Raw genomic sequence first — 25,911 nt, forward strand, 5'->3', positions numbered from 1 at the left:
GGTCGCCCAGCAGCAAAGTTAAAGGCGCGTCATCAAAAGCACTGTGAAAAATCAGCCAGCTCCGACATCTTGCCGGCAGCCAGGCCAGAACCCATGGCATCGAGTGCCATATCGACCCCTTCTTTGGCGGTTCTGGCCAGGCCGGCGACATAAATGGCTGCGCCGGCGTTCAGGGCGATCATGTCGCGGGCTTTTTCGGTGGTTTCGTCATGGTTGCGGCCGAAAGCGGCGCGAATGAGTTTCAGAGATTCGTCGGCACCATCCACCGACAGACCCACCAGCGACTGGCTCTTGATGCCAAGGTCTTCCGGCGTCAGATCGTACTCGGTGATCTCGCCGTTTTTCAGCTCCGCTACATGGGTGGACGACGCCAGGCTGATTTCATCCAGGCCGTCTTTGGAATGCACCACCATGATGTGTTCGGCGCCCAGCCGCTGGAGCACTTCCGCCATCGGCCGGCACAGTTCCCGGGAGAACACGCCAATCAGCTGACGGGTCACCCCGGCCGGGTTGGTCATGGGGCCCAGGATGTTAAAGATAGTCCGGCAGCCCAGTTCCCGGCGTGGGCCAATGGCGTGTTTCATGGCGCCGTGGTGGGCCGGGGCAAACATGAAGCCGACACCGATCTGCTCGACGCAGCGGGCCACTTCTTCCGGTTTCATGTTCAGGTTAATGCCGGCCTTCTCGATCAGGTCGGCACTGCCGCTCTTGGACGACACACCCCGGTTGCCGTGCTTAGCGACATAACCGCCGGCAGCCGCCACTACAAACGAGGCGGCGGAGGATACGTTGAACAGGTTGGCGCCGTCGCCACCGGTGCCGACGATATCCACCAAAGGCTCGGCGTTAACCGTCACACCGGTGGCCAGTTCGCGCATCACTTCGGTGGCGCCGGTGATTTCATCGATGGTTTCGCTTTTCAGGCGCAGGCCCATCAGGAAGGCGCCGATCTGGGCGTCGGTGGCCTCGCCGTTCATCACGATGCGCATCACATCCTTCATTTCCTCCCGGGACAGGTCCAGGTTGGAGGCAATGCGGTTCAGGGCTTGTTTCATGTCCATGGGGTCGGCCTCTTGTTATGTTCTCAGGAAGTTGCGCAGCAGTTCGTGACCCTGCTCGGTCATGATCGACTCAGGGTGGAACTGCACACCTTCGATGGGCAGGGTCTTGTGGCGCACGCCCATGATTTCCTCGATGGAACCGTCTTCGTTGCGGGTCCAGGCGGTGACTTCCAGGCAATCGGGCAGGGTGTTCTTATCGATCACCAGGCTGTGGTAACGGGTGGCCTGCAAGGGATTGTTCAGGCCCCGGAACACGCCTATATCATTGTGGTACACCGCCGATACTTTGCCATGCATCACCCGCCCGGCGCGGATGATGTCGCCGCCGTACACCTGGCCGATGGACTGGTGGCCCAGGCAGATGCCCAGGATCGGCAGTTTGCCGGCGAAGTGGCGAATGGCGTCCATGGAGATGCCCGCCTCGTTCGGTGTACAGGGGCCCGGGGAAATCACCAGCCGCTCCGGGTTCAGGGCTTCAATCTGCTCAATGGTAATTTCGTCGTTCCGGTATACCTGCACGTCGGCACCCAGCTCCGCCAGGTACTGCACCACGTTGTAGGTGAAGGAATCGTAGTTATCGATCATCAGCAACATAATCTGTTCCTCCGCCTCAATGGTCGTAGTCGTTGTAGGTCATCGCCACGGCACGGAAAATCGCGCGGCCCTTGTTCATGGTTTCTTTCCATTCGAGGCGGGGAATGGAGTCTGCCACCACGCCGGCGCCGGCCTGGATGTGCAGGGTGTTGTCCTTGATCACCGCAGTGCGGATAGCGATGGCGGTGTCCATGTTGCCGTTGAACGACAGGTAGCCCACGGCGCCGCCGTACACGCCACGCTTCACCGGTTCCAGTTCGTCGATGATTTCCATGGCGCGGATTTTCGGGGCGCCGCTCAGGGTGCCCGCGGGCAGGGTGGCGCGCAGTACGTCCAGGCAGCTGGTGCCCTGTTTCAGGCGCCCGGTGACGTTGGAGACAATGTGCATCACGTGGGAATAGCGCTCCACGATCATCTTGTCGGTCAGTTTCACGGTGCCGGTTTCTGATACCCGGCCGGCGTCGTTACGGCCCAGGTCGATCAGCATCAGGTGTTCGGCGATCTCTTTCGGGTCCGCCAATAGTTCTTTTTCCAGAGCCTTGTCTTCGGCATCGGTGGCGCCGCGTTTGCGGGTGCCGGCGATGGGCCGCACGGTGACTTCTTCGTCTTCCACCCGGGCCAGGATTTCCGGAGAGGAGCCAACAATGTGGAAGTCTTCCAGATCCAGGAAATACATGTAGGGAGACGGGTTCAACACCCGCAGTGAGCGGTACAGGTTCAGCGGTGGTGCCTCGAACGGGATCGACATGCGCTGAGAGATGACGGTCTGCATCACGTCGCCGTCCAGGACGTAGCCCTTGATCTTGTCTACTGCCGATTCGAATTTGTCCTGGCTGAAGCCGGAGATAAAGTCGCTTTCGTCCACCACCTTGCCGCGCAGATGTTCCGGGGTGCGGGGTGCGTTGGCGGTCTGGCGGTGCAGCTGGCTTTCCAGTTCGTCGATGCGGGCCTGTGCTGTCTGGTAGGCACCGTCAATTGACGGGTCGGCGTGCACAATCAGGTGCAGCTTGCCGCGCAGGTTGTCGAACACCACGACTTCATCGGACACCATCAGCAGGATATCCGGGGTGCCGATCTTGTCGGGCGGGCAGCTGTGGCGCAGGCGTTTCTCGATGTAGCGCACGGTGTCATAACCGAAGTAACCCACCAGGCCGCCATTGAAACGGGGCAGTTCCGGCAGGTCCGGGGCGTTGAACCGTTGCTGGTAGTCGTCCACGAAAACCAGGGGGTCGGCCACTTCGGCCTGTTCAACCACCTCGCCGTGGCGGCTGACCTCAATGCGATGGTCGAAGACTTTCAGCACCTCCCGGCAAGGCAGTCCAATAATGGAATAGCGGCCCCATTTCTCTCCACCCTGTACCGATTCAAACAGGTAGGAGTAAGGCCCGCTGGCCAGTTTCAGATAGGTGCTGAGGGGCGTGTCCAGGTCCGCCAGTACTTCGCGGTACACGGGGATACGGTTGTAGCCGGCTTCAGCGAGCTCGTGAAATTGCTCGAGTGTCATGGTTCGGTTTCCTGAAATCTGATCTGCGTTTTGTCAGAACGGTGTTACACCGCTGTGACCGGTGGTGCGGGCAAGCAGGCATGCGCCATCCGCCCCGTGGCTTGCTCAGCCGGTGCGCCATCGCCACCATCGTGTTGCGCGGGTTGTCAGGATGCCTCGCGCTGCAGTCAGATTCAGTCCCTGCACGGCAGGAATCTCCCGAATGGATGTGTTCAAAGTAAAACGTCCTTGCGAGATTACAAAAGCTCGGCCAGCGAATCAACAACAGCATCCGCGCCGAGGCTGTCGACTGGCCCGCCAAAGTTGTAGCCATACCGCACGGCTACGCATGGGATGCCCGCGGCCAGGGCGGCTTTTACGTCGGCTTTGGAGTCACCAACCATCACCGTGGTGCCCCGTGTGCCGCCCAGTTGTTCCATGGCGTGCACCAGGGGCGCTGGGTCCGGCTTCTTCACTGGCAGGGTGTCGCCGCCGACCGACAGCTCAAACCACCGGTCCAGGCCGGTTTTCTCCAGCAATGGCTGAACAAATTGGTCCGGCTTGTTGGTCACCACGGCCATCCGGCAACCCAGGCCTTTCAGGTGCTCAAGGCATTCGTTGACGCCGTCAAACACCACCGCATGACGGCCGTTCAGTTGTCCGTAGGCGTGGTAGAAGATCGCCAGTGCATCTTTGAAAAGAGCATCGTCTCTGGGCGTAGCGGGTTCCCAGTCGGTTTGCCCGGCCAGGGCACGACGTACCAGTATAGGGGCACCATTGCCCACCCAGTTGCGCACCTTCTCAAGCCCGGCCGGGCTCCTGCCGAGGTGTTCCAGCATCTGGTCTACCGCAGCGGCCAGGTCGGGGGCGCTGTCCACCAGGGTGCCGTCCAGATCAAACAGGGCCACGCCCGGCCAGCGGGCGTTGAACAGACCTTTCAGGCTCATCCGCCAATCACCTTGCGGGCCTGCTCCAGTTCCTCGCGCATGGCGTCGATGGTGGCCTTGTAATCCGGGGTGTTGAATATGGCAGAGCCGGCCACGAAGGTGTCGGCGCCGGCTTCGGCGATTTCCCGGATATTGTCGGTTTTCACGCCGCCGTCGATTTCCAGCCGGATGTTGTAGTTGCTGGCATCAATCTTCTTGCGGGCTTCCTTGAGCTTGTCGAGGGTGCCGGGGATGAACTTCTGGCCACCGAAGCCCGGGTTTACCGACATCAGCAGCACCATGTCGAGCTTGTCCATCACGTAATCCATGTGGCTCAGGGGCGTGGCGGGGTTGAACACCAGCCCGGCCTTGCAGCCGCCGTCGCGGATCAGTTGCAGCGAGCGGTCTACGTGGTTGCTGGCTTCCGGGTGGAAAGTAATGTAGCTGGCACCGGCGTCAATGAACATGCGGATCAGGTCATCCACCGGGGAGACCATCAGGTGCACGTCGATGGGTGCAGTCACACCGTGCTTGCGCAGGGCCTCGCACACCATGGGGCCGATGGTCAGGTTGGGGACATAGTGATTGTCCATCACATCAAAGTGAACCACGTCAGCGCCAGCGGCCAGTACGTTGTCGACTTCCTCGCCCAGGCGGGCGAAATCAGCGGAGAGAATGGATGGGGCAATCAGGTAAGGGTTCATCAAAGGCTCTCTTGATCAGGTGAGTTATCGGCGGCACAGGAACCCTGCTAGTCTATCAGTTTGCCAGGCATTTTCGCAGCGTGAGGTAATCGGTTTTGATCACAGGTCGAGCAGGTGTTGGGGTTCTCTGGTTACTGTTGACGGCGCTGGCGTTGACGGTCTCGGCCCAGGAGAGCGAGCCGGAACCGGGTCAGGTTACACCACAAGCCGCGGAGCGCAGGGCGACGGCGGTGACTGGCCTGGGTGAGTGGTCGTTGGCGCGGATGTTTCCTGAGCGGGCGGTGTGGCTGGACCTGGATGACAACAGCCGGGCACTGGCGCTGTTCCAACCAGAACTGATAACACCGGCACGGGGTGCACTGATTGTGCTGGCGGATGAAGGGCAAACCGCGGCTGAAGGTCTGGCAGGTGGGCTGCTTGATACTTTGGCGGAGCGCGGTGTGGCAGTGATGACACTGGGGCTTCGGACGCCTCCGGAGAGTGTGGTCCGGCGTCGACAACTGTTGTTGGTTCCGGCGCCGAGCGAGTCGATGCCGCCTGGGGAAGAGCCGCAGTCATCGTCAGTGATGATTGATGTGGCGGAGGAGGATGCTCCGGAGGAGGTGATGTCAGACTACCGAAACTCGGTTCGGGAGTTGCTGGATGCCGCCGCCCGTGACCTGGAACGGCGCGGTTATCAGCAGCCAGCGGTGGCGGGCATTGGCTGGTCGGCTGATTATGTGACGGCCTGGGCATTGGGCCAGGGCGCGCTGTCCGGAGTGATCTGGCTGGCACCGCGTTTCTCTGCTGAACGGCAGTCAGATTTGCCCGGGGTGTTGTCGGCAGACAGGCCTTGGCGGGTGCTGGATTTGCATGCCATGGATGATACCAGCCGGCATCCGGCGGTCGCACGCGGCGCTGCCTTGGGGCGGGAGCAGGTCAGCGGTTATCGGCGCCAACCCGTGGCGTTGTCAAACCCACCGGAACGGGCTGATGCGGAACGGGTGGCAAGCCGGATTCAGGCCTGGTTGAATCGATGACCGGGGCAGCACCGGCGCAGAGTCCGGGTTAAAGCGGCCGGTGACGCTGCTTGATCAGTTCCCAGGCCTGCTGGTAGCGAAGCAGCCGATCCTTGGCCATGGCCAGTTCTGATGGTGTCAGTTTCTGCTGGGCCAGTTTGTCTGGATGACATTCGGACACCTTTTTTCTGTAGGTCCTTTTGATGGATTCCAGGTCGTCCCGTCGGGTTACGCCGAGGATCTGGCAGGCCTGTTCATAGGTATCCGGTTTGGCAGCAGGGCCGGCGTTACGAATCCAGACTTTGCTGGCGTAGCTTTCAAAGATGTCGTCGCTGACCACCACCGGCAGACCGATGTGGTCGATGGCGTCTTCGCAGCGATAGCGCCGGGCTTTGCCGGGCTGGCCCAGTACCTGGGCACCGTGGCACAGGCAGATGGCAGTCTTCAAGGCTGGTCCGGGCGATACCGCTGCCAGCAAACGGAACAGCAGGCCCTGCCTCAGGGGGAGCTGGCTGGCGGCCTTGCCCCGCTGAAACTGATCAATGGCTTTCTTGCGCTGGCGGTTGGAGAGGCCCAGGGCCTTCATCAGGGCCTCGGCGTAACGGATATCCGCTTCCATCACCCGGCCGTCGGCCTTGGCAATATAGCCGAGGAAAAAGAACAGGGGTTTGCGGCACCAGCCTGGCAGCCGTGCCCTCTCCATCAGAGTGCTGGCCTGGTGTCCGCAACTGGACAGTTCCCTCAGCAGGTCGGAGAACACCGGTTCCAGTCTTCCGGGTGATGGTGGCGTGCTGGATTTGTTCATGCCGGTTGTCCGCCGCCGGTGAGTTGCCGGTCCAGTTCCGCCAGTCGTGTGGGGGTGCCGACATCCACCCAGCCGCCCTTATGGTAGATGCCGCGTACCTGATGACTGGTCATGGCCCGGCGGAGCACCGGGCCCAGTTTGCCGGCAGTGTCATCCAGGCCATTAAACAGCTTCCGGTGCAGCAGGCTGATGCCGGTAAAGGTGAGTTTGCTGCCGCCATTGGTGGTCAGGGCGCCATCGGCTTCCAGGCGAAAATCCCCCTCCGGGTGGTGCTTCGGGTTATCCGTCATCACCAGAACGGCCAGGCAGTCATCCTGCTCTGGCCTCTGCAGGTCCGATAACGAGAAATCGGTCCAGATGTCGCCATTGATCACCAGAAACCAGTCGTCTCCCTGGTCGGTAAGCAGTGGCAACGCCCGGACGATGCCGCCGGCGGTTTCCAGCGGCTCGCCTTCGGCGGAGTAGCGAATGCTCAGGTCAAACTGTTTGCCATTGCCCAGCTGCTGCTCTATCTGTTCACCCAGCCAGGCGTGGTTGATGACGGCGTCGCGGAAGCCTGCGTCACGCAGGTGTTCCAGGTGATGAACGATCAGCGGTTTGCCGCCGGCCTTCAGCAGGGGCTTCGGGGTAGTCAGGGTGAGCGGGCGCATGCGTTCGCCCTTGCCGGCGGCCAGGATCATGGCTTTCACTGCTGGCCGTTCTCCTGCCCGGGAACGGGGCCAATATGCTGTTCAATGGCGGGCAGTACGCGGTCGCACAGCCATTCATGAAAGTGCCGGAGTGCCGGTTGCCGGGCGCTGGCGTCTCGCAGGTAAGAAACGGTGCGGGGGATGTCATCCAGGTACCCGGTCTTGCCGTCGCGTATTGCCAGGCGAGCGAAGATACCGGCGGCTTTCAGGTGCCTTTGCATGCCCATCAGCTCAAACCATTGCCGGAAAGTGTCCGGGTCGGCCCGATGCAGGCCGGCCGCTAGGCTGGCACTGCGGAAATATTCCAGCCAGTCGACCAGTTGCTGTTCTGGCCAGCGGCGGTAGCAGTCTTTCAGCAGGGAAACGACGTCGTAGGTGACCGGCCCGCGTACTGCATCCTGGAAGTCAATCACCCCCGGGCGCAGGCTGCCGGCCAGGATCAGCAGGTTCCGGGAATGGTAGTCCCGGTGAACAGTCACCTCCGGTTGTGCCAGGGCGCTTTCCTTCAGGAGCGCAAAGGTGGTCTCCAGCAGTGCCCGTTCCTGGTTGCTCAGTGTCAGTTGCAGGTGTTGCTCCAGCAGCCAGTCGGGGAACAGCGCCATCTCCCTGTCCAGCAGGGCTTCATCGTAAGGCGGCAGCGGGTAATCGCCCGGGGAGGACGCCTGGCCGATCATGACCAACTCGTCCAGGGCCTGCCGGTAAAGGGCGTCGGCGTTGCCCTGTGTCAGGGCTGACAACATCAGCCGATCGCCAAAGTCTTCCAGCAGCAGGAAACCCAGGGCCAGGTCTTCAGCGGCAATGGTCGGGACCATAATGCCTTGCTGGCGCCAGTGCCGGGCAACAGCCACAAACGGCCGGCAGTCTTCATGCTCCGGCGGGGCATCCATGACGATAAACGGCACTGGAGCTTTGTCAGTGGTGTTCTGCCACACCCGGAAGTACCGGCGGAAGCTGGCGTCACCGGAAACCGGCTCGGGGCTGGCGGTTTCAAAGCCGGGTATGTGCCTGACCCATTCGGTCAGCCGTTGCAGGCGGGTATCCATGATGATGCAGCGCTTCCTGAGTTCAGTGTCTGAGTGCAAACGTTAGCAGAGCAGTATAAAGAGCGTAAAACGGATTTGCAGCGGTGTTTCCGTTAACAAGCCCGTGGGGCGCGTGTAAACTAGGCAGCTGTTTTCTTCGCGCCCCCATTCACCCGGAACAGGAACTTCGCTACCGTGCCCAGCCGTTACCGTTACCTGTCGTGGCCCCAGCACCGGTTCGCCAGGCTCCTGTTGGCAATGGCGCTTGTGCCTGTGTCCGGAGTGGCCAGCGCCCAGGGGCAGGCTCCCAGCGCGGCGGAAATCGACTGGCGCCCCCGCAGTGAGCTGCCGCCCGAGGAGAGGGATCGGTTACCGGTATTTTGCGAAGGAGGATACCTGCCGTCGTCGGCGGCTGGCGGCCAGATGCCCTTGCTGTCCGGAGCGGAGGCCGGCGGGGCACCGCTGGAGGCCAGCGCCCTGAACGCTCGCTATGAGCTGGATTCTGAGCTGTTCCTTCAGGGCGATGTGCGCCTGCGTCAGGGGGAGTTCCAGGCCACGGGCTCCGAAGCACGGTATAACCAGCAAACGGGGAAGCTTGACCTTGTCGGCCCGTTGGTAAGCCGTGGCGAAGGGTTTTTGCTGACCGGTGACAGCGCCCGCTACTCCGTGGAATCCGGGCAGTTGGATATCAACACCGCCACCTTCCTGCTGCACGACTCCGAGATGCGGGGGCGGGCATCGTCGCTGTCCCGGGTTGGGGAGCACCAGGTACTGATTACCGATGGCATGTTGACCACTTGTGGGCCCCATCAGAACGACTGGTCTATCGTCGCGTCCGATATTGCTCTGGATCAGGACGAAGGCTTTGGCACCGCCCGCCACGTTCGCCTGGAAGTGCTGGACACCCCGGTGTTCTACTGGCCATACATCACTTTTCCCATTGATGACCGCCGCAAAACCGGTTTCCTGTACCCCCAGTTCGGTTCCTCCAGTGCCGGCAGCGGTGGTTATCTGGCCCTGCCGTATTATCTGAACCTGGCACCCCATTACGATGCTACCCTGACACCTCAGTACATTCATGGCCGCGGTCTGTTTAACGAGGCAGAAGGGCGTTACCTGAGCCGTTTTGGCGAATCGGTTCTGCAGCTTGGGTATATTGATAATGATTCCGCCTTCAAAGCCGATAATCCAGGCGAGGGAGGCGACCGCTGGGCCCTGGATTTCACAACCCGGGCACGTTTTGGCAGCGGCTGGACCGGTTACGGAGACTATTCGGTGGTCTCCGACCAGGACTACCTCAGCGACCTTAACCGCTCTCTGGAAATTGATCAGGCAACGCACCTGCAACGCCGGGGTGGTGTGCGTTATTCCGGCAGCAACCATTATTTTGATGCTTACCTGAACGGTTACCAGACCATTCGGGATCGCATTGCCGATGTCGACAAGCCATACGCCCAGTTGCCGGAGATTGTTTACGCCGGAACCGGCGACTTCGGGCATGTGGAGGCTAATCTCGAAAGCCAGTACACCTGGTTCTATCGCGACAACGAGAACCTGACCGGCCTGGATCGGGCCAATGGCCAGCGGATTCGTGCTATTCCGGAGCTGGCTCTGCCGGCCCGCGCTCTCTGGGGCTTTACCCGGCCGTCGGTCAGCCTGGATTACACCCGCTATGATCTGGAAGATTATACTCAGGGCAATGGCAGCTTTGATCGAACGGTACCGGTGTTCGAATGGGATAACGGGCTGTATTTCGATCGCCGCTCCAGCCTGTTCGACGTTCCGTACAACCAGACCCTGGAGCCCCGGCTGTATTACGCCTGGGCTGATGCCGACGCAGATCAGAACCACATCCCCGACTTTGATACCGGTCTCAGAAGCTTCCGTTTCGACCAGTTGTTCGAGCGGGACCGCTTCACTGGCGGTGATCGGGTGGGCGACGCCAACCAGTTGACCGTAGCCCTGACCAGCCGGTTCAATGACTTGCTGACCGGGGCCGAGCGTGCCAGGGTCAGCGTTGGGCAGGTACGCTATTTTGATGACCGGGAAGTGAATCTGTTCGGTCAGGGCGCGTCCGACAGAAGCCGCTCACCGCTGGCAGGCGAGCTGGTTTTGAATCCGCTGGAAAATCTTGAAATTCGCAGTGCCGGCCTGTGGGACCCCGACACCCAGAAAACCGAAGAAGGCCGAAGCCAACTGACGTTTCATTCCCGGGACTACCGCTACCTGGCCACCCTGGGTCACACCTACAGCCGACCGGACGAGCTGGAACAGAGTGACGTCGGTGTTGTTTTTCCGGTGACCAACCGTGTCAGCGGGATCGGCCGGTGGGTGTATGATTCCGGCCTGGACCGCACCGTGGGTACCCTGGCGGGCATTGAATATAACAACTGCTGCTGGAGCGTTCAGGTGGTTCACCAGAACTACCTGACAGACGATGAACAGCTGGACAACCGTGTGTTGTTCCGTATTGAACTGAAAGGTCTCGGGGGTAGTGGTGGCGCCTCCGACAATATTGCCGATGCCATCTACGGCTATGACGAGCGCGAGCGCCGCCGTTTTGGAACTCCGCGCCGTTAAAACGAACCAATGTCATCAGTCAGTCTGTTTCGAATGCCTGGCTGGGAATGTACACATCAAGAGGTGATTATGAAGGCGACGTTGCGCCACGGACTGACACTGCTGCTGACCCTGGCCATGCTGGCTGTGTCGGTTTCTGCCCACGCCGAGCGAAAAGTGCTGGACCGGGTGGTTGCCATTGTAGATGACGATGTCATCCTCCAGACCGAACTGGATGCTCGAGTGAACACCATTATCGGTCGCCTCAGTGCCCAGGGGACTGGCTTGCCACCTCGGCAACTGCTGGAAGAGCGGGTATTGGAACAGCTGATTTCTGAATCACTTCAGTTGCAGATGGCGAATCAGATGGGGATGCGCATCAGCGATAACGAGTTGAACGAAACTCTTGCCAACATTGCACGCAGTAACGGCTTGACCCTCGAGCAGTTTGAAGAGCAACTGGCGGAAGAGGGGGTCACCTACCAGCAGGCCCGGGAACAGATCCGCAACGAAATGTTGTCTGGCCGGGTACAGCAGCGCCGGGTTGGCAGCCGGGTACGTATCACCGATCGGGAAGTTGAGAATTATCTCCAGGCTCAGGCTGGCCGGGGGCCAGACGCTGAGGAGTATCGCCTTGCGTATATCTTTATCCAGGTAGATGATCCTGGCAACGAGGCGTCTGTTGAGCAGGCCCGCGCCAAAGCGGAGAATCTGCGCCAACAGATCATTGACGGTCGCGACTTCCGTGAGGTGGCAGTTGCCGAATCGGATGCCGGCAATGCCCTTGAAGGCGGCGATATGGGCTGGCGTACAGAGAGTCAGTTGCCCTCTCTGGTTGCGCCGGTGGTGCCGAATATGGAAGTGGGTATGCCCTCAGCGGTGCTGGAGAACAACAGCGGCTTCCACCTGGTGACGGTCATGGACAAGCGCGGTGGCACGCAGCAGACGGTGATCCAGCAGCACCGGGTGCGTCATATCCTGATTCGTCCCTCGCAAGCGGTGACAGAAATCCAGGCTGAAAACCGCATTCGCGATATCTACCAGCAATTGCAGGACGGCGAGAGCTTTGCCGCGCTGGCCCGGGAATTGTCTGATGATCCGGTCTCCGGCTCTGATGGCGGCAACCTGGGGTGGGTCAGCCCCGGCCAGATGGTTCCAGCTTTCGAGCAGGCCATGATGGACGCCGAGGTGGGTGAAATTTATGGGCCGGTTCGCTCCCAGTTTGGCTGGCACATTCTGCAGGTGCAAGAGCGTCGGCAGCAGGATGTGACTGCTGAAAACCGGGAGTCTCAGGCCCGGCAGGCCATCTACCAGCGCAAGTTTGAAACCGAGCTGCAGAATTGGCTCCGGGAAATCCGCGATGAAGCCTTTGTCGAGTTCAAGGGAGAATACGCAGACCTGAACCCGACCAGTGAGGAAAACGACGCGTCATGACGACACCGGTGATTCTGGCTCTGACCGCCGGCGAGCCAGCGGGAATCGGGCCGGAACTGTGCCTGCAACTGGCTCTTGAGCCGCGCCAGGCAGGCATCGTAGTGGTGGCCAGCAAAGCACTGTTGGCAGACCGTGCCCGGCAGCTTGGCCTGGCGGTGCAGTTGCACGACTGGCACCCAGGTAAGGCGCCGGACACCCGGGCCGGCCACGTGTCGGTCTTCCATGTGGAAGGTTGCGCCTTGACCGTGGCGGGTCAGTTACATACGGGCAACAGCCAGTATGTGCTCGATACTTTGACCACCGCCGCCAGGGGCTGCCTGGATGGCAATTTCGACGGTATGGTGACCGCGCCCGTGCATAAGGGCGTGATCAATGAAGCCGGAATCGCGTTCAGCGGCCACACCGAGTTTCTGCAGGAACTTTGCGGTGTTGAACGGGTGGTGATGATGCTGGCTACTGAGGAATTGCGGGTGGCGCTGGTAACCACCCACTTACCCCTGAAGGACGTATCTGCGGCTATTACCCCCGAACGTCTGAGCCAGGTAACGCGCATTCTCAACGCCGATCTGAAAACCTTTTTTGGCATCGAGCAGCCGCGCATTCTGGTGGCGGGCCTGAACCCCCACGCCGGTGAAGGCGGCCATCTGGGCCGGGAAGAAATCGAGGTGATCGAGCCGACCCTGGACAAACTTCGCGCCGAAGGTATTGAACTGACCGGCCCACTGCCCGCCGATACCCTGTTCACCCCCCATTGGCTGGATAACGCTGACGCCGTGCTGGCCATGTACCACGACCAGGGGCTGCCGGTACTGAAGTTCCAGGGCTTTGGCCGGGCCGTTAACATCACCCTGGGGCTGCCCATTGTGCGTACGTCCGTAGACCACGGCACGGCCCTGGACCTGGCAGGCACCGGCAAGGCCGACGCCGGCAGCCTGCACACCGCCATTCGCGTAGGCGAACACATGGCCCGTTGCCGCCGGGCGGCTATTGCCGGAGAGTCATCATGAGTAATCATCCGGGCCACAAGGCCCGTAAACGCTTCGGGCAGAACTTCCTGCATGATCCGGGCGTGATCGAGAAGATTGTCCGGTCTATCAATCCGAAACCGGAAGACGCCATCGTAGAGATTGGCCCTGGTCTCGGTGCCATTACCGAAGAGATTCTCGCGGTCAACCCGCGTCTGCAGGTGGTGGAACTGGATCGTGACCTGATTCCGGTGCTGCGAACCAAGTTCTTCAATTATCCGGAGTTCCGGATTCACGAAGCCGATGCCCTGAGTTTCGATTTCAGCCAGCTGGTGGTCGATGGTCGCCCACTGCGAATCGTCGGCAACCTGCCCTATAACATTTCAACGCCACTGATTTTCCATCTCCTGGCGCAGTCCGGGGTGGTCCAGGACATGCACTTCATGCTGCAGAAAGAAGTGGTGCAGCGGCTGGCGGCCACGCCAGGCGACAACAATTATGGCCGCCTGGGGATCATGGCCCAGTACTTCTGCAAGGTGCAGCCGCTGTTTGAAGTGGGCCCGGGCGCTTTCCGGCCGGCTCCGAAAGTGGATTCTGCCATCGTCCGCCTGGTGCCCCACAAGGAATTGCCGCACCCGGCCAAGAACCTGAAGACCCTTCAGGCCGTGGTGCGCACCGCCTTCAACGCGCGCCGGAAAACCCTGCGCAAGGCGCTGGCGGCCCTGGTGACGGTGGAGCAGTTGCAGTCTGTGGGTATCAACGACGGCCTGCGGCCTGAGAACCTGAGCCTGGCCGATTACGTCAAGATTGCCGATTTGCTGGCGGACTCCGGCCCGCTTAATGTCGAGGTGGATGAGGTAAGTAATGACTGACTACGCCATTGGCGATATTCAGGGCTGTTATGACCGGTTGCGGGATGTTCTGGCGAAAGTGGATTTTTCGCCCTCCCGTGACCGGCTCTGGGTGGCAGGAGACCTGATTAACCGCGGGCCGGCCTCACTGGAAACCCTGCGCTACATTGAAAGCCTGGGCGACGCTGCCGTGGTGGTGTTGGGTAACCATGATTTGCACTTGCTGGCGGTTGCCCTGGGTGGCCACAGCCCGAAGCGCAAAGACACGCTGAACGATATCCTCGATGCACCGGACCATGACCGCTTGATCCACTGGCTGCGTCAACAGTATCTGTGTGTGCACGACGCAAACCGTAACCTGGTTATGGCCCATGCCGGGCTGCCTCACATCTGGTCCGTGCAACAAGCGGTCGCCTGTGCCCGGGAAGTAGAAGCTGTGATCCGGGGCGAACAGGCGCAGGACTATTTCAGCCAAATGTATGGCAATCAGCCGGAACGGTGGTGTGATACCCTCACTGGTATGGACCGTTGGCGGGTGATCACCAATTACTTCACCCGTATGCGCTTTGTTTCCGAAGACGGCAGCCTGGAATTGGCCACCAAGGAGTCGGCCGATAATGCACCGGCGGGCTTCGCGCCCTGGTTTACCTACCCCCGGCAAGACGATGTAAAGGTGATCTTCGGCCACTGGGCTGCGCTGGAGGGCAACACTGGTAGCGACCGGTTCATCGGCCTGGATACCGGCTGTGTCTGGGGTGGTGCACTGACCCTGATGAATATGGATTCCGGGGAGCTGATTCACTGTGACTGCACTTAAATCCAGAGAATCTGTGATTCGCTGGGCGCTGGTAATGGGCGCGCTGGCCGGCCTGCTGGCGGTGATGGCGGGCGCCTTTGGCGCGCACGGTTTGCGCCAGGTGGTAAGCGCTCGGGGCCTGGAGGTATTCCAGACCGGCGTCAGTTACCAAATGTACCACGCGCTGATACTGATCGCGGCCGGCCTGATGCCCGTCCTGGGCTTGTCCCGACGGCTGCTGACCGTGGCCTGCGCTTTCTGGCTGGCTGGCATCGTACTGTTCAGCGGCAGCCTGTATCTCCTGGTGTTATCCGGCCATCACTGGCTCGGGCCGGTCACGCCCGTTGGTGGTGTCTGCTTCATGATTGGTTGGGCCCTGCTGGTTGCGGCGGCCCTGACAAAGTAACGGAGGTGATCCGAACCATGCAGGTTCAGGTAAATGGTGAACGCATGGAACTCCCCGGTGGAGCAACCATTGCGACCTTGATTGAACACCTCACGCTGGCCGGAAAGCGGGTCGCGGTTGAGGTCAACGAAGATATTGTGCCCCGCAGTCAGCACCCGAGTTTCACCCTGAGCGATGGCGACCGGGTGGAAGTGGTGCACGCCATCGGCGGCGGTTAAGTTTGCGTTCAGCCGAACGCACCCTCTATTCACTGAACTCAGGTAGGTTATGACAGATACCCCGGAAATCCAGCTCCCCGAAGACAAACCACTGGAAATCGCAGGCAAGGTTTACCAGTCCCGCCTGCTGGTAGGCACTGGCAAGTATCATGATCTGATGGAAACTGGCCACGCCATCGAGGCCAGTGGCGCGGAGATCGTGACCGTTGCCGTGCGCCGTACCAACCTCGGCCAGAACCCGGACGAGCCGAACCTGCTGGATGTCATCTCCCCGAGCACCTACACCATCCTGCCCAACACGGCGGGCTGTTACACGGCCAAGGATGCGGTCCGCACCTGCAAACTGGCCCGGGAACTGCTGGATGGCCACGACCTGGTGAAACTGGAAGTGCTGGGTGAACACAAAACCCTGTACCCCAACATGCCGGAAACCCTGACCGCCGCTGAAGAGCTGATTAAAGACGGCTTCAAGGTGATGGTGTACTGCTCGGACGACCCACTGCTGGCCATGCGCCTGGAAGAAATGGGCTGCGTGGCCATCATGCCTCTGGGTGCGCCCATCGGCTCCGGCCTCGGTATCCAGAACCGCTACAACATCCGGCTGATTGTTGAGAACGCCAAAGTGCCGGTGCTGGTAGACGCAGGCGTCGGTACCGCCTCGGATGCCACCATTGCCATGGAACTGGGCTGCGACGGCGTACTGATGAACACCGCCATCGCCCAGGCCAAAGACCCGATCAAAATGGCCAACGCCATGCGCCTGGCCATCGAAGCCGGCCGCGAGGCCTACCTTGCTGGACGTATGCCGAAGAAGCTGTACGCCAGTGCGTCGTCACCGATTGACGGCACTTTCTTCTAAAAGAATATAAAACCTTAGCCACGGACGGCACGGACTGACACGGACAAAAACGTATTCGCAGTGTCCGTGCAGGTCCGTGTTGTCCGTGGCCAAAAAAAACAGAGCGCTGTAGTACTGACATGACCACTCAGAAACCCAGCCGGCGGGACACCATCCTGCAGGCCCTTGTTGAATTGCTGCAAAACGACCCCGGGGCCCGGATCACCACCGCTGGCCTCGCCAAAACCGTGGGCGTGACCGAAGCGGCCCTGTACCGGCACTTTCCCAGCAAGCGGAAAATGTTCGAAGCCCTGATCGAATTTGCTGAGGAGGCGGTGTTCTCCCGCTGCCAGGTGGTTCTGCAGGAGCAGGAAGACGTGCGGGTTCGCTTACAGCAGTTGGTGCATCTGGTATTGGTGTTCGCCGAGCGCAATCCAGGCTTGTGTTGCGTGCTGACCGGCGATGCCCTGATGGGCGAGGATGAGTCCCTGCGCAAGCGTGCCTCGCAGTTCTTCGAGCGTTTGGAAACTCAGTTTCGCCAGACGCTCAAGGAAGGCGAGATCCGCCAGAGCCTGCGGCCTCGAACCAGCGCGGCCCGTGGTGCAGATTTCGTGATGGTTGTTCTGGAAGGCCGCATCCAGCGGTTCGTGCGTTCCTCGTTCTCCCGGTTGCCTTCGGCTGATTTCGACGAGGCTTGGAGTCTGGTTTCCGAGTCTGTTTGGGGTTGAGTTTTGGCGTTCGTCTACGCCTAGCCTGATCGGTTTGGTGGTTAGGCATTGGCTGGAGGCCCTTTCCCGAAAACGCTACGAGCACATCCATGTGCGCTTCGCTCCGGCCATCCCTGGCCTCCGAGATTTCGGGAAAGGGCCCCCAGCCAATGCCTTTCTGACCTCACGGAAATCGCAACGGACAGGCTAAGGCGGTCTCCGCATCCATCCAGGTCGATTAGTTCAGTTTCGCTAGAACCGGTATCTCACCGGAGCTCGATCGTTGTGGGGGGGGGTTGCCTTCGCAGAATCTCGAAGGCCATGGATGGCCGGAGCGAAGCGCACACGGACGTGCTTGTAGCGTTTCTGCGAAGGCAACCCCCGCCCACAACACTCTCGAAACTCAAAGGCTGCGTGTACCCATACTCCCAAACTGGCAGGCTAGGCGTGCCCAAACTCCCAACCCAGACCGCCAGAAACAAACACCCCAGCTTCAGTCATAACCCGAAGCAGAACGGAGTGTGGCCCGCACGGGCTCCCATACCGCCGGGGCGGAGATGAGGATGTCGCGGCCCCAGAGGTCGGCCGGGTAGTCATCGGGCACGTCGCCGAAGTGGCCCACGGTGGCGCCGGCTTCCCAGGCGATCAGGCGGGCGGCGGCGAAGTCCCAGGGGCTGACGTTCTCGTAGTAGATATCCAGCCGGCCACAGGCCACCCAGCAGATGTCCAGGGCCGCCGAACCAATGCGGCGCAGGTCCCGGCATTGGTGAATCATCGCATCCAGCCGGCGTACCAGCGGTTCCAGGTTGTCCTTGGTGTAGGGGAAGCCCGTGGCGAACAGGCTTTGCCGCGGTTCCGTAGCGCCGCTGTGGCGGATGGACTGGCCGTTCAAGGTGGCGCCTTCGCCCTTGGTGGCCCGGAAGGTCTCATTCGGGAACGGCGCGTGTACCACGCCCACCTGCACTTGCCCTCGTTCCGCATAGGCAATCGACACCGCCACCTGCGGGTGCCCATAGGCGTAGTTTACCGTGCCGTCGATCGGGTCGATGATCCATAGTGGGGTGTCCAGCTCCTCTGCCTGGGACAGGTCCGGCATGGTTTCTTCGGACAGAATGCGGTGATCGGGGAAGCGTTCGCGGATGGCGCCGGTGATGAACTCGTCGGCCATCACATCGGCGTGGGTGACCAGTTCGGTCTGCTGCTTGTAGTCGGTGCGCAGGGTGTTTTCCTGGCGCTCGTGGCGGATCAGTTCGCCGGCCTCTTTCGCCAGGGCTTCTGCGAAATCGGTTATTTCGCGCAGAGAAACAGAATCAGACATGACACCCCCGGTTCAAAAACGTGAGGGTGCCAGTCTAACACGGCAGGCTTACAGGCTGTTCAGCCACTTCTCCATCTTGTCCATGGCCAGCACAATACGCGGGCAGGCCTGTTTGACGAAGTCGTCGCCCAGCGCCTGTTCTGCATAGTCACCGCCGGCCAGAGCCAGGGCCTGGGTGCCGTCGAAATCCACGAACGCCAGGCGCGCGCCCAGGTGGTCCGGCACAAAGCCGAAGTCACTGGAGGGCAGGATGGCCACGCCGGTGTCCTCCAGCAGAGCGGTGCAGAACGCCTGGGCGGTCTTGATATCCCTGCGGGCCAGTCTGTCGCTGAAGCTGGAGAAATCCGGGAACAGGTAGAAGGCGCCCTCCGGCTTTTGCACCACTGCACCCATGGCGCTCAAACGGGTGTAAACGTATTCACCCACCACTTTCAGCACCCGACGGGACTGTTTCAGGTACTCGTTGATATCCTCGCCACCGTCAAAGGCGGTGATGGCGGCATGCTGGATAGGCGCTGCGGTGGAGGTGAAGGTCTCACTGGCAATTATGGCCATGGCATCCTGCAGCGGGCGCAGTTCCGGCGGGAAGATGAAGGCGCCAAGGCGCCAGCCGCCGGCACCCAACCACTTGCTCATGCCGGTGCTGATGATGGTGCCTTCCGGGTAATAACGGGCGATGGATTTATGCTTGCCCTCAAAGTGCACTTCACCGTAGATCTCATCCGACAACAGGATCAGGTTGTACTTGCGCGCCACGTTGGCGATGGCCAGCAACTGGTCGTCGGTGTAGGTGCAACCGGTGGGGTTGGACGGGTAGTTCAGGATCAGGATACGCGGGCGCGACGGGTCGTCCCGGCAGATGATGTCCAGTTCTTCTGCGGTCAGCTGCCAGTTGTTTTCCGCGTGGGTGGGCAGCCAGTGTACCGAGCGGCCGATGATTCGGGCCTGGGGCGCATAGGATACCCAGCTCGGGCGCGGAATCAGCAGGTCACCGTAGTAGGCCAGTTGCAGAATAAACAGCAGCTCTTTCGAGCCCGGGCCGATCAGCACGTCTTCCCAGGTGCAACGCATACGCTCGGCCCGGTTAATGTAACCGGCAATGGCCTCGCGCAGGCCCTTGAGGCCTTTCACCGGCAGGTAGTCTTTCTCGTGGGCGTGCTTTTTGAGGGCATCAACCACGCGCTCGGGTACCGGGAACGGCGATTGGCCCAGGCCCAGTTTAATGATGTCCTTGCCTTCGGATCTCAGCTGGTTGCTCAGCTCGTTGATGCGCAGGGTGGAAGAGGGCTGGATGCCCCGGACGTTCAGGTTGATGGCGAAGCGGTGATCGTTTTTGATGTCCATTGTCCCGTTCTGTTGGTTGGTGGTGACAACGGCAGTATAGGAAACCCAAACATATCCGCGATACCGATGCGGATAGGGGATTGCCGAAGGTTATGGGCAGACCTTCGTCGAATCCCCCCGGCGCAGCGGTTCAGCGGTCCTTTATCCAGACTTCTACCCGGCCGTTGCGTTGATTGCCGGTGCCGCCCACTGGCATATAGTGGCCATAACCCGTGTAGGCGACCTGGGGCAGGCCTGCCTCGTTTAACGCCTTACGCACAGAGAGCGCCCGCAGTTCAGAGATCATCTGGGCCCGCAGTTCGTGGCTCTGGGTGTCAGCGAAGCCAATCAGCAACAGATCATCGGCTGATCGCCCTTCCTGTTCGAGGTAATGTTTTACTCGCAGCAGATCCCGGCGGGCTTTGTTATCCAGTTTGGTACGGCCTTCGGCAAAGCGGAAATTGACCGTCAGCCGCTGGTATTGTTCGGTCAGTCGCCGGAACGTTTGGGGTACTGAAGCGTCAAACTCTGGCTTCACGGCGATGGGGTTCTGGGAAACGAAACCAGACTCCGCCACCAGGGCCTGGCCATCCGCCCCGAGGGCAAAGTCGATCAGGCCTTTGGCAAAGTCCGGGGTTTGGCTGCCCATGGTGTACATGAACAGTCGCCTGGACAGCGGGTAGTCCTCGCTGGCGACGGTGAGCTGGTTGGGGCGCAAAGCTGGGGCGTCACCGTCCGATACTGCGACCAGTTTGCTGCGGCGCACTGAGGCCAGCCCGGAGAAGCCAATGCCGCCCGGGTCCCGGGAGACATCATCGGAGAGCTGATCATTGGATTCGTAACGCAGTGCCGAAGCATCCAGTTGGTAATCCTTGCCCAGCACCAGGGATTTGAAGGTGTCCCAGGTGCCGGAACGATCATCCCGGGCATACAGGCTGATGGGCCGGTTACTGCCGCCGAGTTCTGCCCAGTTGCGAATGTCGCCGGCGAAAATTCTGCCGATGGTATCGATGCTGAGCTGGTTGATGGGGTTGGAGGGGTGCACAAGGATTGCCAGGCCATCAATGGCAATCACATGCTCACTCTCAAGCGCGGTGAGATCGGCCCGCATGCGTACCTGCTCGGCTTCGGATGGCTTCACTGGCCGGGAGGATGCCCATATGCCGGCCTGGCCGCTGGCCAGGGTTCGAAAGCCGGTGCTCGAGCCGTGGGCCGCCACCAGAACGCTGAGATTGCGGCCACCGGCGTTGACACTGAGGATCTGTTCATTTTCCTCTCCAGTGGGCCGGCTGCTGGGGTTGCTGTCGCCCAGTTGTTGTAGATAGCCGGAGACCAACATGGGGGCCAGTGTGGCGCCAACGGTATTCGAACCGTGAATTTCAAGCTCATGGGCGGATGCCGGAGTTAGTACGACCGTCGCGAGAACGAACAGGCAGAGGGTGAGGAGCTTCCTTGATGGTTTCGCCATTAGTTGAAAAACCTACTTATAACATATGGTTGAGTAACGGAAAGCATGCTTCAGAATTGTTACATTTGTGTTTCGGGCCGCTGCCGTGGGGGAAGAAGAGCAACTGCCTATGTCATAAAATGTTAAGCAGGCCGCTGAGTGATTGGTCTGGCTGGCTTATAGTGGCGTATCCCCGGAAACAAAAATAAACAGTGCGGGAGACTGTGAATGATTGCGACAACGCTTGGTCGGGGTGCCGAATCTGCCCCGGTGCCGGCAGCATCGCTCTTTGAAAGGGTGCTGTTGGTGGAAGACCATGCGCTGTTTGCTCAAGGACTGGCGGGTCTGATTCAGCAGGAGATGCTGGCAGCGCAGGTGAACATTGTCTCGTCGGTTGAACAAGCTGCCGATGCCCTCCGGCAGGATGACGGCATTGATCTGGTGCTGCTGGATGTTGCCTTGAACGGTGAGGTAGGCCTCTCTCTGTTCGCCCGGCTGTCTGGCCAGAGTGCCAGGCCACCCATTGTCATTATTTCCAGCAGCGATGATGAAGGCACGGTGCGGGCCGCCAGGGCCGCCGGTGCCAATGGCTTTCTCGCCAAATCTGCCAGCAGGGCGTCATTGGTGAGGATGATGCGTGCCTTGGGGCAGGGGCATAGCTACTTCCCCGGCGGGCTGACGGCTATCTCTACCGACGACTTTCCTTTGACCCCAAGGCAACTGGAGGTGTTATCCCTGCTGGCTCAGGGCTTCCCCAACAAGCGCATCTGCCAGAGCCTGGACCTGACCGAGCACACCGTAAAAACCCACCTGAAGGCCATCTTCACTCAGTTGGGTGTCCACAACCGGACGGAGTGCGTTAACAAGGCCCGGGCGCTCGGCTGGCTTTAGTGGTCGGTAGCTCAACCCAGAACACGCTACCCTGTTGAGGCCGGGAATCCACGCCGCAATGGCCGTTCATCAGGCCGGTGAATTCCCGGACGATGGTCAGCCCCAGTCCCAGCCCCGGGCAGGGCGCCGGGCTGGTGCCACGGACATAGGGCTGGAACAGCTGGTCGCCGAGTTCCGGCGCCACCCCTTTGCCGTTGTCGGCTACTTGTAGTCTCACCCGGTGGTCCTGGCAGTGGCTGCTGACGGTGATGATATTGCCACCGCTATGGTCGGCCGCATTGATCACCAGGTTTTGCAATACTCGCAGCAACAGGCCCGGGTCGGCCAGAACGGGATAGCCGGCAGGCTGCGGTTCGATGATCATAGTGATATTGCGTTGGCCGAGGGTTTCGTTCATCAGGTCATGTAGCTCCTGAACCGTGGCCTCAAGGCTTACCGGCACTATATCTGGCTGGATCATTCCTTCACTCAGGCGGGCGCTGTCGAGCACGGTTCCCAGCAAGCGGCGCAGTTGCCCCACCATATCCTTGACTTGAGCAATGACGACACTCTGGTGGCCACCCTGTTCGCCTGGTTTCAGGTTCTCCAGGGTGATGTGGATGGCGTTCAGCGGCTGGCGCAGATCATGGCTGGCAGCGGTAATCAGTTCGGTTTTACGCCGGTTTTCATCCTCAGTGGCCTGGTGCATCAGGTCCAGTAGCTGGCGGTCCAGAAAGTGTGCGCGATGTCGGTATTCGCTGACCCAGGAGCCGATCATGCCGATGGCGTTGGCGGTCACCAGAAAGAACCCGTTGCTCAGGATGGCGGCGACAGGCGTGCCGGCAAACGCCTCTGCGCTCAGGTAAGCGACCACCAGAAAGCCGGAGGCGATGGTGGCGGTTTTGAAGGGCAGGCCCATGGCAAAGTAGCCGAACATGAGTATCAGGATCATGCCCTCGTAGGGCAGCGGAAAGCTCTTGTGACGGGCGGCCAGGATGATGGCGATCACGCCGGCTCCACCAACCAGATAGGCGATGGTGTAAAGTCTCTCGAACGTTTGGTCGGAAGGCTTGTTCTGATAGGCCAGTACGAGCACCAGAATGATCATCGGGCAGACCACAGCCAGACGAACCCCGGCGGTGATGCTGGCCAGATCCGGGGGCAGGGTGAGAATGTCGACGATCGCATAGACCAGATACAGCATCAGGCCGGCAATCGACACTGGCCTCGCCCGTTGCCGAATCATGGCCGACCTGGATGCCCGGTAAACCGTCTCCAGGTCGGGGGTAAAGTTCAGCGACCTGAAGCCCAGCGCTTGCTGTTGTTGGATTTGTTCAGCGTTCATATCGGGTCCTACTGCGTATTCGCCCGATTGTAATACGCGGCTGCGCCGAGTTCAGGCGCTGCCGCACATTATGATCAGCTTTGATCCAGCAGCTTCAGTCGTGCCCAGGTCTGTTCCTGCTCATTCTGGAAGTATTGTTGCAGCAGCCGTTCCCGATGTTGCTGCTGCTCGGCATCCACCAGTCCGCCGGCAACACTGCCTTGCAACTCGTTCCGAAAGCTTTCGAACCGGGCCTGGAAGGCTTCCTGCTGCTGCAGATAACTGACGACGCCGTCAACGCTCTGGCGATCAAGCCCCAGCTCGGTAAGTCGTTGGCCTGCTGCCTCCGGTGAGGTCGCGGACTCCACGGCGAGAACCCGCTCCTGATGTAGTTGTGTGCTGGCTTGCAGCCGTTGTTCTGTGGATTTCAGAGTGTCTGGCAGCTGGTTACGGTGCCATTCCACCAGGGCCTGTTTGCCCTGATCGGTCAGGTCGGTGCGCTGCTGGATGGCAAGCGTGGCCAGAGTGTATTCGCTGTAGGCTTCTTCCATGCCAAAGAAGGCTTGGTGAGCCTCGGGTGAAAAAGTCTGCTGCCGAAGGCCTTTCAACTGGGCCAGGGCATTACCCAGGGCGGACAGTTGATAAGCCGGCTCATGCTGGCGGGCCGGGTCCAGCTCCGTTTGCATGACCGCCAGGGACGCCTGTTTGTAGTCCAGGTATTGGTCCAGTAACGCCAGGGCTTGTTGTGCCGCGCTCTCGGGCAGGTGTTGGCGAGCCATCTGCTGAATCTGGCCAATGGCAGTTTCCGGTGACACCTCGCCAACGGTGCTGAGGAAATAATCGAAGAAATCCCTGACTTCCAGGTTCACGATCAGTTGACCGTTGTCGTCGGCCTGCAGAACACCGTCTATATCGGTGCCCTGCAAAGAGGGTGCAAACGGATTCGGGCCCAGGGACGCCGGAGTTCGGCTTTCAGCAACGGGTGAGTTGATGGCATTGACGGCTGGGGCATCATGGTTGGTCGAACCAGAATGCTGCGCGGTTTTTTGAGGTGCCTGATTTTGTGTTGCGGTGGTATTGCCCGTGTCTGCTTGCGGCGTCAGTGCCCACCAGAAGCCACTGCCGGCCATAACGACCAGCAGTGCTCCGGGAAGCACCCATCGACGCAATGCGATGGGTTTTTTCGTCATAGTCTTCTCACAATCCGCGGTTCTTCAAACGGTTAGCTTGGCTGCGATACAGGCTGACTGGATTGGTCCAGAGTGAGCGTGCACCCAGCAGGTGGTTGATGGCATCGACGTGGTTCATGTCGTAATGGGTGCCGATGACGTTGCCCATCATGGTGGAGCAAACACCCACCAGGCCGTCGCTTGGCTCGCTGCCGAAAGCCAGAGACGTCACACCCAGGAACGGATCGGTGATGTCGAACAGGTTGGTCCAGATGCCGCGCCCGGTCCAGGAGAAGAACTTCACCCGGTTACCATTGATCCACACGTCTTCGTCGGTGCCGGCGCAGGCATTTCGATTAACCCCTTTCCAGCCCAGGGCGTTGTTCAGGCTGGTGGTGCCCGGAGTGGTCAGGGTTTCCAGCGCGGCAACGCCATCCTGGGGATTGTTGGAACCGGACAATGCGTTGATCAGCCCGCCGAGGGCATTGGCGATGGCATCGACGCCACCTTCAACGTAACTACCGGGAGGAAGGACGCCCCGGATAACATCTGCGACTTTTGATCCCTTGTTTACGCCGTTAATGGAGGTGACGGAGGCAATACGATGGGGAATCAGGGCAGCGGTGACCCGGGAGGTGGGGGCACCCTGGCTGTGTGCCATCAGGTTAACTTTGGAATGCCCCAGGCTGTTCACATAGTTGGCGAGCTGCTGTCCGCGCTGCTCACTGCTGTTCACAAACGAAACGCTGGCGGTGTAAACCTTTGCACCGCTGCGCTCCAGGTTCCAGGGGATAGTGTGGAAGTAATTGACCAGACCCCCGATGGTGTTGAAGCCGGTCACACCATGGACCAGCACGATCGGGTGGCGGGTCTGGGTGTAGCTGGCGTGGCTCACCATTGAGAAAATCAGCATAAGGGCCGCGGCCATCAGCCGGAAAGGCATGGCAATTCGCATAAGAGACTCCTGTTGTTTTTGTTTGGTTGTCGTAATGCAACGAGGAGTATGACCCGGCCGCCAGGTCTGACGTAATCGCCCATTTGGGTGAGGCGGAATGGTCTGAAGCGTGGGGTCAGAATCGGTGGGGTTCGAGTTCCATGTGCTCTATATGGCGCCCGAGCATGATGATCCGCCCGGTATAACGCTCTTCGCCGGTGGTGGTGAAATCAAACAGGAAGCGACGCCATACCCGGAGCTTGCCGTGCCGGTCACGCTTGAACCAGAGTCCGCGCAGGTATACGGCATCATCCAGCAATAACACATCCATGGTTTTGCAGTAACGGTGTGCCGCTTGTAACACAAAGTCTTTGATGTCTTTGGCTTTCCACCAGTACCAGATGGCAAAGCCGGCAACGAACAGCCAGAAGAGGTTTCCGAGGGTCAAGGTGCTGGCGATCCCGATGGTT

Annotated in this window: 26 protein-coding genes; 11 read left to right on the forward strand and 15 right to left on the reverse strand. The window is 60.3% G+C overall.

Annotated features, from left to right (window positions below; genetic code table 11):
* Window positions 1-32: 32 nt before the first annotated feature.
* The 5 genes from trpD to rpe all read right to left on the reverse strand — a co-directional run bounded on the left by trpD (window position 33) and on the right by rpe (window position 4,768).
* Entirely contained in the window at window positions 33-1,061 is a 1,029-nt protein-coding gene (trpD, locus tag ABIE59_RS04965) for an anthranilate phosphoribosyltransferase (RefSeq protein ID WP_354444809.1), read from the reverse strand.
* 15 nt (window positions 1,062-1,076) lie between these two features.
* A complete protein-coding gene (locus ABIE59_RS04970; RefSeq protein WP_354444811.1) occupies window positions 1,077-1,655 on the reverse strand; it encodes an aminodeoxychorismate/anthranilate synthase component II in 579 nt (192 codons plus the stop codon).
* Window positions 1,656-1,671: 16 nt separating this feature from the next.
* The gene (gene trpE, locus ABIE59_RS04975) at window positions 1,672-3,159 is read right to left on the reverse strand and encodes an anthranilate synthase component I (protein ID WP_354444813.1); all 1,488 of its coding nucleotides are present in this window, start codon (window positions 3,157-3,159) and stop codon (window positions 1,672-1,674) included.
* Window positions 3,160-3,395: 236 nt separating this feature from the next.
* Window positions 3,396-4,085 (reverse strand): phosphoglycolate phosphatase, encoded by a 690-nt coding sequence (locus ABIE59_RS04980; RefSeq protein ID WP_354444815.1) that lies wholly within the window; start codon window positions 4,083-4,085, stop codon window positions 3,396-3,398.
* A complete protein-coding gene (rpe, locus tag ABIE59_RS04985) occupies window positions 4,082-4,768 on the reverse strand; it encodes a ribulose-phosphate 3-epimerase (protein WP_072676164.1) in 687 nt (228 codons plus the stop codon). Before rpe ends, ABIE59_RS04980 begins: the two co-directional genes overlap by 4 nt.
* Before the next feature lie 95 nt (window positions 4,769-4,863).
* Here rpe and ABIE59_RS04990 point away from each other — a divergent pair, with 95 nt between their 5' ends.
* Window positions 4,864-5,787: a DUF3530 family protein gene (locus tag ABIE59_RS04990; protein WP_354444818.1), complete on the forward strand. Its 924-nt coding sequence runs from the start codon at window positions 4,864-4,866 to the stop codon at window positions 5,785-5,787.
* Between the two features lie 28 nt (window positions 5,788-5,815).
* Here the strand turns inward: ABIE59_RS04990 and ABIE59_RS04995 are convergent, their stop codons facing one another.
* Genes ABIE59_RS04995 through ABIE59_RS05005 form a run of 3 tightly spaced genes read right to left on the reverse strand, consistent with a single transcriptional unit; the run spans window position 5,816 to window position 8,303 of the window.
* Window positions 5,816-6,571, reverse strand: a complete 756-nt coding sequence (locus ABIE59_RS04995) for a DnaJ domain-containing protein (RefSeq protein WP_354444820.1) — start codon at window positions 6,569-6,571, stop codon at window positions 5,816-5,818.
* Window positions 6,568-7,260: an N-acetylmuramate alpha-1-phosphate uridylyltransferase MurU gene (gene murU, locus ABIE59_RS05000; protein WP_354444822.1), complete on the reverse strand. Its 693-nt coding sequence runs from the start codon at window positions 7,258-7,260 to the stop codon at window positions 6,568-6,570. Before murU ends, ABIE59_RS04995 begins: the two co-directional genes overlap by 4 nt.
* On the reverse strand, window positions 7,257-8,303 hold the full coding sequence (locus ABIE59_RS05005; RefSeq protein WP_354444824.1) for an aminoglycoside phosphotransferase family protein: 1,047 nt from the start codon (window positions 8,301-8,303) through the stop codon (window positions 7,257-7,259). The genes murU and ABIE59_RS05005 overlap by 4 nt, the downstream gene beginning before the upstream one ends.
* A 237-nt stretch (window positions 8,304-8,540) precedes the next feature.
* Between ABIE59_RS05005 and ABIE59_RS05010 the strand changes: the two genes are divergently transcribed.
* From ABIE59_RS05010 to slmA, 9 genes are all read left to right on the forward strand, one after another.
* A complete protein-coding gene (locus tag ABIE59_RS05010) occupies window positions 8,541-10,862 on the forward strand; it encodes an LPS-assembly protein LptD (RefSeq protein ID WP_354444974.1) in 2,322 nt (773 codons plus the stop codon).
* 69 nt (window positions 10,863-10,931) lie between these two features.
* Window positions 10,932-12,275 carry a peptidylprolyl isomerase gene (locus ABIE59_RS05015; protein WP_354444826.1) on the forward strand — a complete coding sequence of 448 codons (1,344 nt, stop codon included), beginning with the start codon at window positions 10,932-10,934 and terminating at the stop codon, window positions 12,273-12,275.
* On the forward strand, window positions 12,272-13,282 hold the full coding sequence (pdxA, locus tag ABIE59_RS05020; protein ID WP_354444828.1) for a 4-hydroxythreonine-4-phosphate dehydrogenase PdxA: 1,011 nt from the start codon (window positions 12,272-12,274) through the stop codon (window positions 13,280-13,282). Before ABIE59_RS05015 ends, pdxA begins: the two co-directional genes overlap by 4 nt.
* Window positions 13,279-14,112 carry a 16S rRNA (adenine(1518)-N(6)/adenine(1519)-N(6))-dimethyltransferase RsmA gene (rsmA, locus tag ABIE59_RS05025; protein WP_354444830.1) on the forward strand — a complete coding sequence of 278 codons (834 nt, stop codon included), beginning with the start codon at window positions 13,279-13,281 and terminating at the stop codon, window positions 14,110-14,112. The genes pdxA and rsmA overlap by 4 nt, the downstream gene beginning before the upstream one ends.
* The gene (locus tag ABIE59_RS05030) at window positions 14,105-14,908 is read left to right on the forward strand and encodes a symmetrical bis(5'-nucleosyl)-tetraphosphatase (RefSeq protein ID WP_354444833.1); all 804 of its coding nucleotides are present in this window, start codon (window positions 14,105-14,107) and stop codon (window positions 14,906-14,908) included. The genes rsmA and ABIE59_RS05030 overlap by 8 nt, the downstream gene beginning before the upstream one ends.
* Before the next feature lie 34 nt (window positions 14,909-14,942).
* Entirely contained in the window at window positions 14,943-15,293 is a 351-nt protein-coding gene (locus ABIE59_RS05035) for a DUF423 domain-containing protein (protein WP_354444976.1), read from the forward strand.
* 17 nt (window positions 15,294-15,310) lie between these two features.
* Window positions 15,311-15,511 (forward strand): sulfur carrier protein ThiS, encoded by a 201-nt coding sequence (gene thiS, locus ABIE59_RS05040; RefSeq protein ID WP_354444835.1) that lies wholly within the window; start codon window positions 15,311-15,313, stop codon window positions 15,509-15,511.
* Window positions 15,512-15,560: 49 nt separating this feature from the next.
* Window positions 15,561-16,370, forward strand: coding sequence for a thiazole synthase (locus ABIE59_RS05045; RefSeq protein WP_058091455.1), 810 nt, complete (start codon window positions 15,561-15,563; stop codon window positions 16,368-16,370).
* 119 nt (window positions 16,371-16,489) lie between these two features.
* Window positions 16,490-17,077, forward strand: a complete 588-nt coding sequence (slmA, locus tag ABIE59_RS05050; RefSeq protein WP_354444837.1) for a nucleoid occlusion factor SlmA — start codon at window positions 16,490-16,492, stop codon at window positions 17,075-17,077.
* A 472-nt stretch (window positions 17,078-17,549) separates the two neighbouring features.
* On the opposite strand, the gene ABIE59_RS05055 is transcribed toward slmA, so the two are convergent.
* The 3 genes from ABIE59_RS05055 to ABIE59_RS05065 all read right to left on the reverse strand — a co-directional run bounded on the left by ABIE59_RS05055 (window position 17,550) and on the right by ABIE59_RS05065 (window position 21,165).
* Window positions 17,550-18,374, reverse strand: a complete 825-nt coding sequence (locus ABIE59_RS05055) for an inositol monophosphatase family protein (RefSeq protein WP_354444839.1) — start codon at window positions 18,372-18,374, stop codon at window positions 17,550-17,552.
* Between the two features lie 48 nt (window positions 18,375-18,422).
* Entirely contained in the window at window positions 18,423-19,718 is a 1,296-nt protein-coding gene (locus tag ABIE59_RS05060; protein WP_354444840.1) for a pyridoxal phosphate-dependent aminotransferase, read from the reverse strand.
* A 130-nt stretch (window positions 19,719-19,848) separates the two neighbouring features.
* Window positions 19,849-21,165 carry a substrate-binding domain-containing protein gene (locus ABIE59_RS05065; RefSeq protein ID WP_354444842.1) on the reverse strand — a complete coding sequence of 439 codons (1,317 nt, stop codon included), beginning with the start codon at window positions 21,163-21,165 and terminating at the stop codon, window positions 19,849-19,851.
* A 207-nt stretch (window positions 21,166-21,372) separates the two neighbouring features.
* On the opposite strand from ABIE59_RS05065, the gene ABIE59_RS05070 reads away from it, so the two are divergent.
* Window positions 21,373-22,035: a response regulator transcription factor gene (locus ABIE59_RS05070; protein WP_354444844.1), complete on the forward strand. Its 663-nt coding sequence runs from the start codon at window positions 21,373-21,375 to the stop codon at window positions 22,033-22,035.
* Here ABIE59_RS05070 and ABIE59_RS05075 read toward each other — a convergent pair.
* The 4 genes from ABIE59_RS05075 to ABIE59_RS05090 all read right to left on the reverse strand — a co-directional run bounded on the left by ABIE59_RS05075 (window position 22,004) and on the right by ABIE59_RS05090 (window position 25,889).
* Complete coding sequence (locus ABIE59_RS05075) at window positions 22,004-23,359, reverse strand: sensor histidine kinase (protein WP_354444846.1); 1,356 nt, start codon at window positions 23,357-23,359, stop codon at window positions 22,004-22,006. The genes ABIE59_RS05070 and ABIE59_RS05075 overlap by 32 nt on opposite strands.
* Window positions 23,360-23,433: 74 nt before the next feature.
* Complete coding sequence (locus tag ABIE59_RS05080) at window positions 23,434-24,528, reverse strand: lipase secretion chaperone (RefSeq protein ID WP_354444848.1); 1,095 nt, start codon at window positions 24,526-24,528, stop codon at window positions 23,434-23,436.
* A gap of 7 nt (window positions 24,529-24,535) precedes the next feature.
* Window positions 24,536-25,462, reverse strand: coding sequence for an esterase/lipase family protein (locus ABIE59_RS05085; RefSeq protein ID WP_354444850.1), 927 nt, complete (start codon window positions 25,460-25,462; stop codon window positions 24,536-24,538).
* 115 nt (window positions 25,463-25,577) lie between these two features.
* Window positions 25,578-25,889: a DUF3301 domain-containing protein gene (locus ABIE59_RS05090; protein ID WP_354444852.1), complete on the reverse strand. Its 312-nt coding sequence runs from the start codon at window positions 25,887-25,889 to the stop codon at window positions 25,578-25,580.
* Window positions 25,890-25,911 lie beyond the last annotated feature (22 nt).

Source organism: Marinobacter sp. MBR-99, assembly GCF_040547575.1.
Taxonomy (GTDB): domain Bacteria; phylum Pseudomonadota; class Gammaproteobacteria; order Pseudomonadales; family Oleiphilaceae; genus Marinobacter.

Coding starts and splice junctions, on each gene's coding strand:
- trpD (WP_354444809.1), bottom strand. CDS start 1,061: ATGGACATGAAACAAGCCCTGAACCGCATTGCCTCCAACCTGGACCTG.
- ABIE59_RS04970 (WP_354444811.1), bottom strand. CDS start 1,655: ATGTTGCTGATGATCGATAACTACGATTCCTTCACCTACAACGTGGTG.
- trpE (WP_354444813.1), bottom strand. CDS start 3,159: ATGACACTCGAGCAATTTCACGAGCTCGCTGAAGCCGGCTACAACCGT.
- ABIE59_RS04980 (WP_354444815.1), bottom strand. CDS start 4,085: ATGAGCCTGAAAGGTCTGTTCAACGCCCGCTGGCCGGGCGTGGCCCTG.
- rpe (WP_072676164.1), bottom strand. CDS start 4,768: ATGAACCCTTACCTGATTGCCCCATCCATTCTCTCCGCTGATTTCGCC.
- ABIE59_RS04995 (WP_354444820.1), bottom strand. CDS start 6,571: ATGAACAAATCCAGCACGCCACCATCACCCGGAAGACTGGAACCGGTG.
- ABIE59_RS05005 (WP_354444824.1), bottom strand. CDS start 8,303: ATGGATACCCGCCTGCAACGGCTGACCGAATGGGTCAGGCACATACCC.
- ABIE59_RS05010 (WP_354444974.1), top strand. CDS start 8,541: ATGGCGCTTGTGCCTGTGTCCGGAGTGGCCAGCGCCCAGGGGCAGGCT.
- ABIE59_RS05015 (WP_354444826.1), top strand. CDS start 10,932: ATGAAGGCGACGTTGCGCCACGGACTGACACTGCTGCTGACCCTGGCC.
- pdxA (WP_354444828.1), top strand. CDS start 12,272: ATGACGACACCGGTGATTCTGGCTCTGACCGCCGGCGAGCCAGCGGGA.
- rsmA (WP_354444830.1), top strand. CDS start 13,279: ATGAGTAATCATCCGGGCCACAAGGCCCGTAAACGCTTCGGGCAGAAC.
- ABIE59_RS05030 (WP_354444833.1), top strand. CDS start 14,105: ATGACTGACTACGCCATTGGCGATATTCAGGGCTGTTATGACCGGTTG.
- ABIE59_RS05035 (WP_354444976.1), top strand. CDS start 14,943: ATGGGCGCGCTGGCCGGCCTGCTGGCGGTGATGGCGGGCGCCTTTGGC.
- thiS (WP_354444835.1), top strand. CDS start 15,311: ATGCAGGTTCAGGTAAATGGTGAACGCATGGAACTCCCCGGTGGAGCA.
- ABIE59_RS05045 (WP_058091455.1), top strand. CDS start 15,561: ATGACAGATACCCCGGAAATCCAGCTCCCCGAAGACAAACCACTGGAA.
- slmA (WP_354444837.1), top strand. CDS start 16,490: ATGACCACTCAGAAACCCAGCCGGCGGGACACCATCCTGCAGGCCCTT.
- ABIE59_RS05055 (WP_354444839.1), bottom strand. CDS start 18,374: ATGTCTGATTCTGTTTCTCTGCGCGAAATAACCGATTTCGCAGAAGCC.
- ABIE59_RS05060 (WP_354444840.1), bottom strand. CDS start 19,718: ATGGACATCAAAAACGATCACCGCTTCGCCATCAACCTGAACGTCCGG.
- ABIE59_RS05065 (WP_354444842.1), bottom strand. CDS start 21,165: ATGGCGAAACCATCAAGGAAGCTCCTCACCCTCTGCCTGTTCGTTCTC.
- ABIE59_RS05070 (WP_354444844.1), top strand. CDS start 21,373: ATGATTGCGACAACGCTTGGTCGGGGTGCCGAATCTGCCCCGGTGCCG.
- ABIE59_RS05075 (WP_354444846.1), bottom strand. CDS start 23,359: ATGAACGCTGAACAAATCCAACAACAGCAAGCGCTGGGCTTCAGGTCG.
- ABIE59_RS05080 (WP_354444848.1), bottom strand. CDS start 24,528: ATGACGAAAAAACCCATCGCATTGCGTCGATGGGTGCTTCCCGGAGCA.
- ABIE59_RS05085 (WP_354444850.1), bottom strand. CDS start 25,462: ATGCGAATTGCCATGCCTTTCCGGCTGATGGCCGCGGCCCTTATGCTG.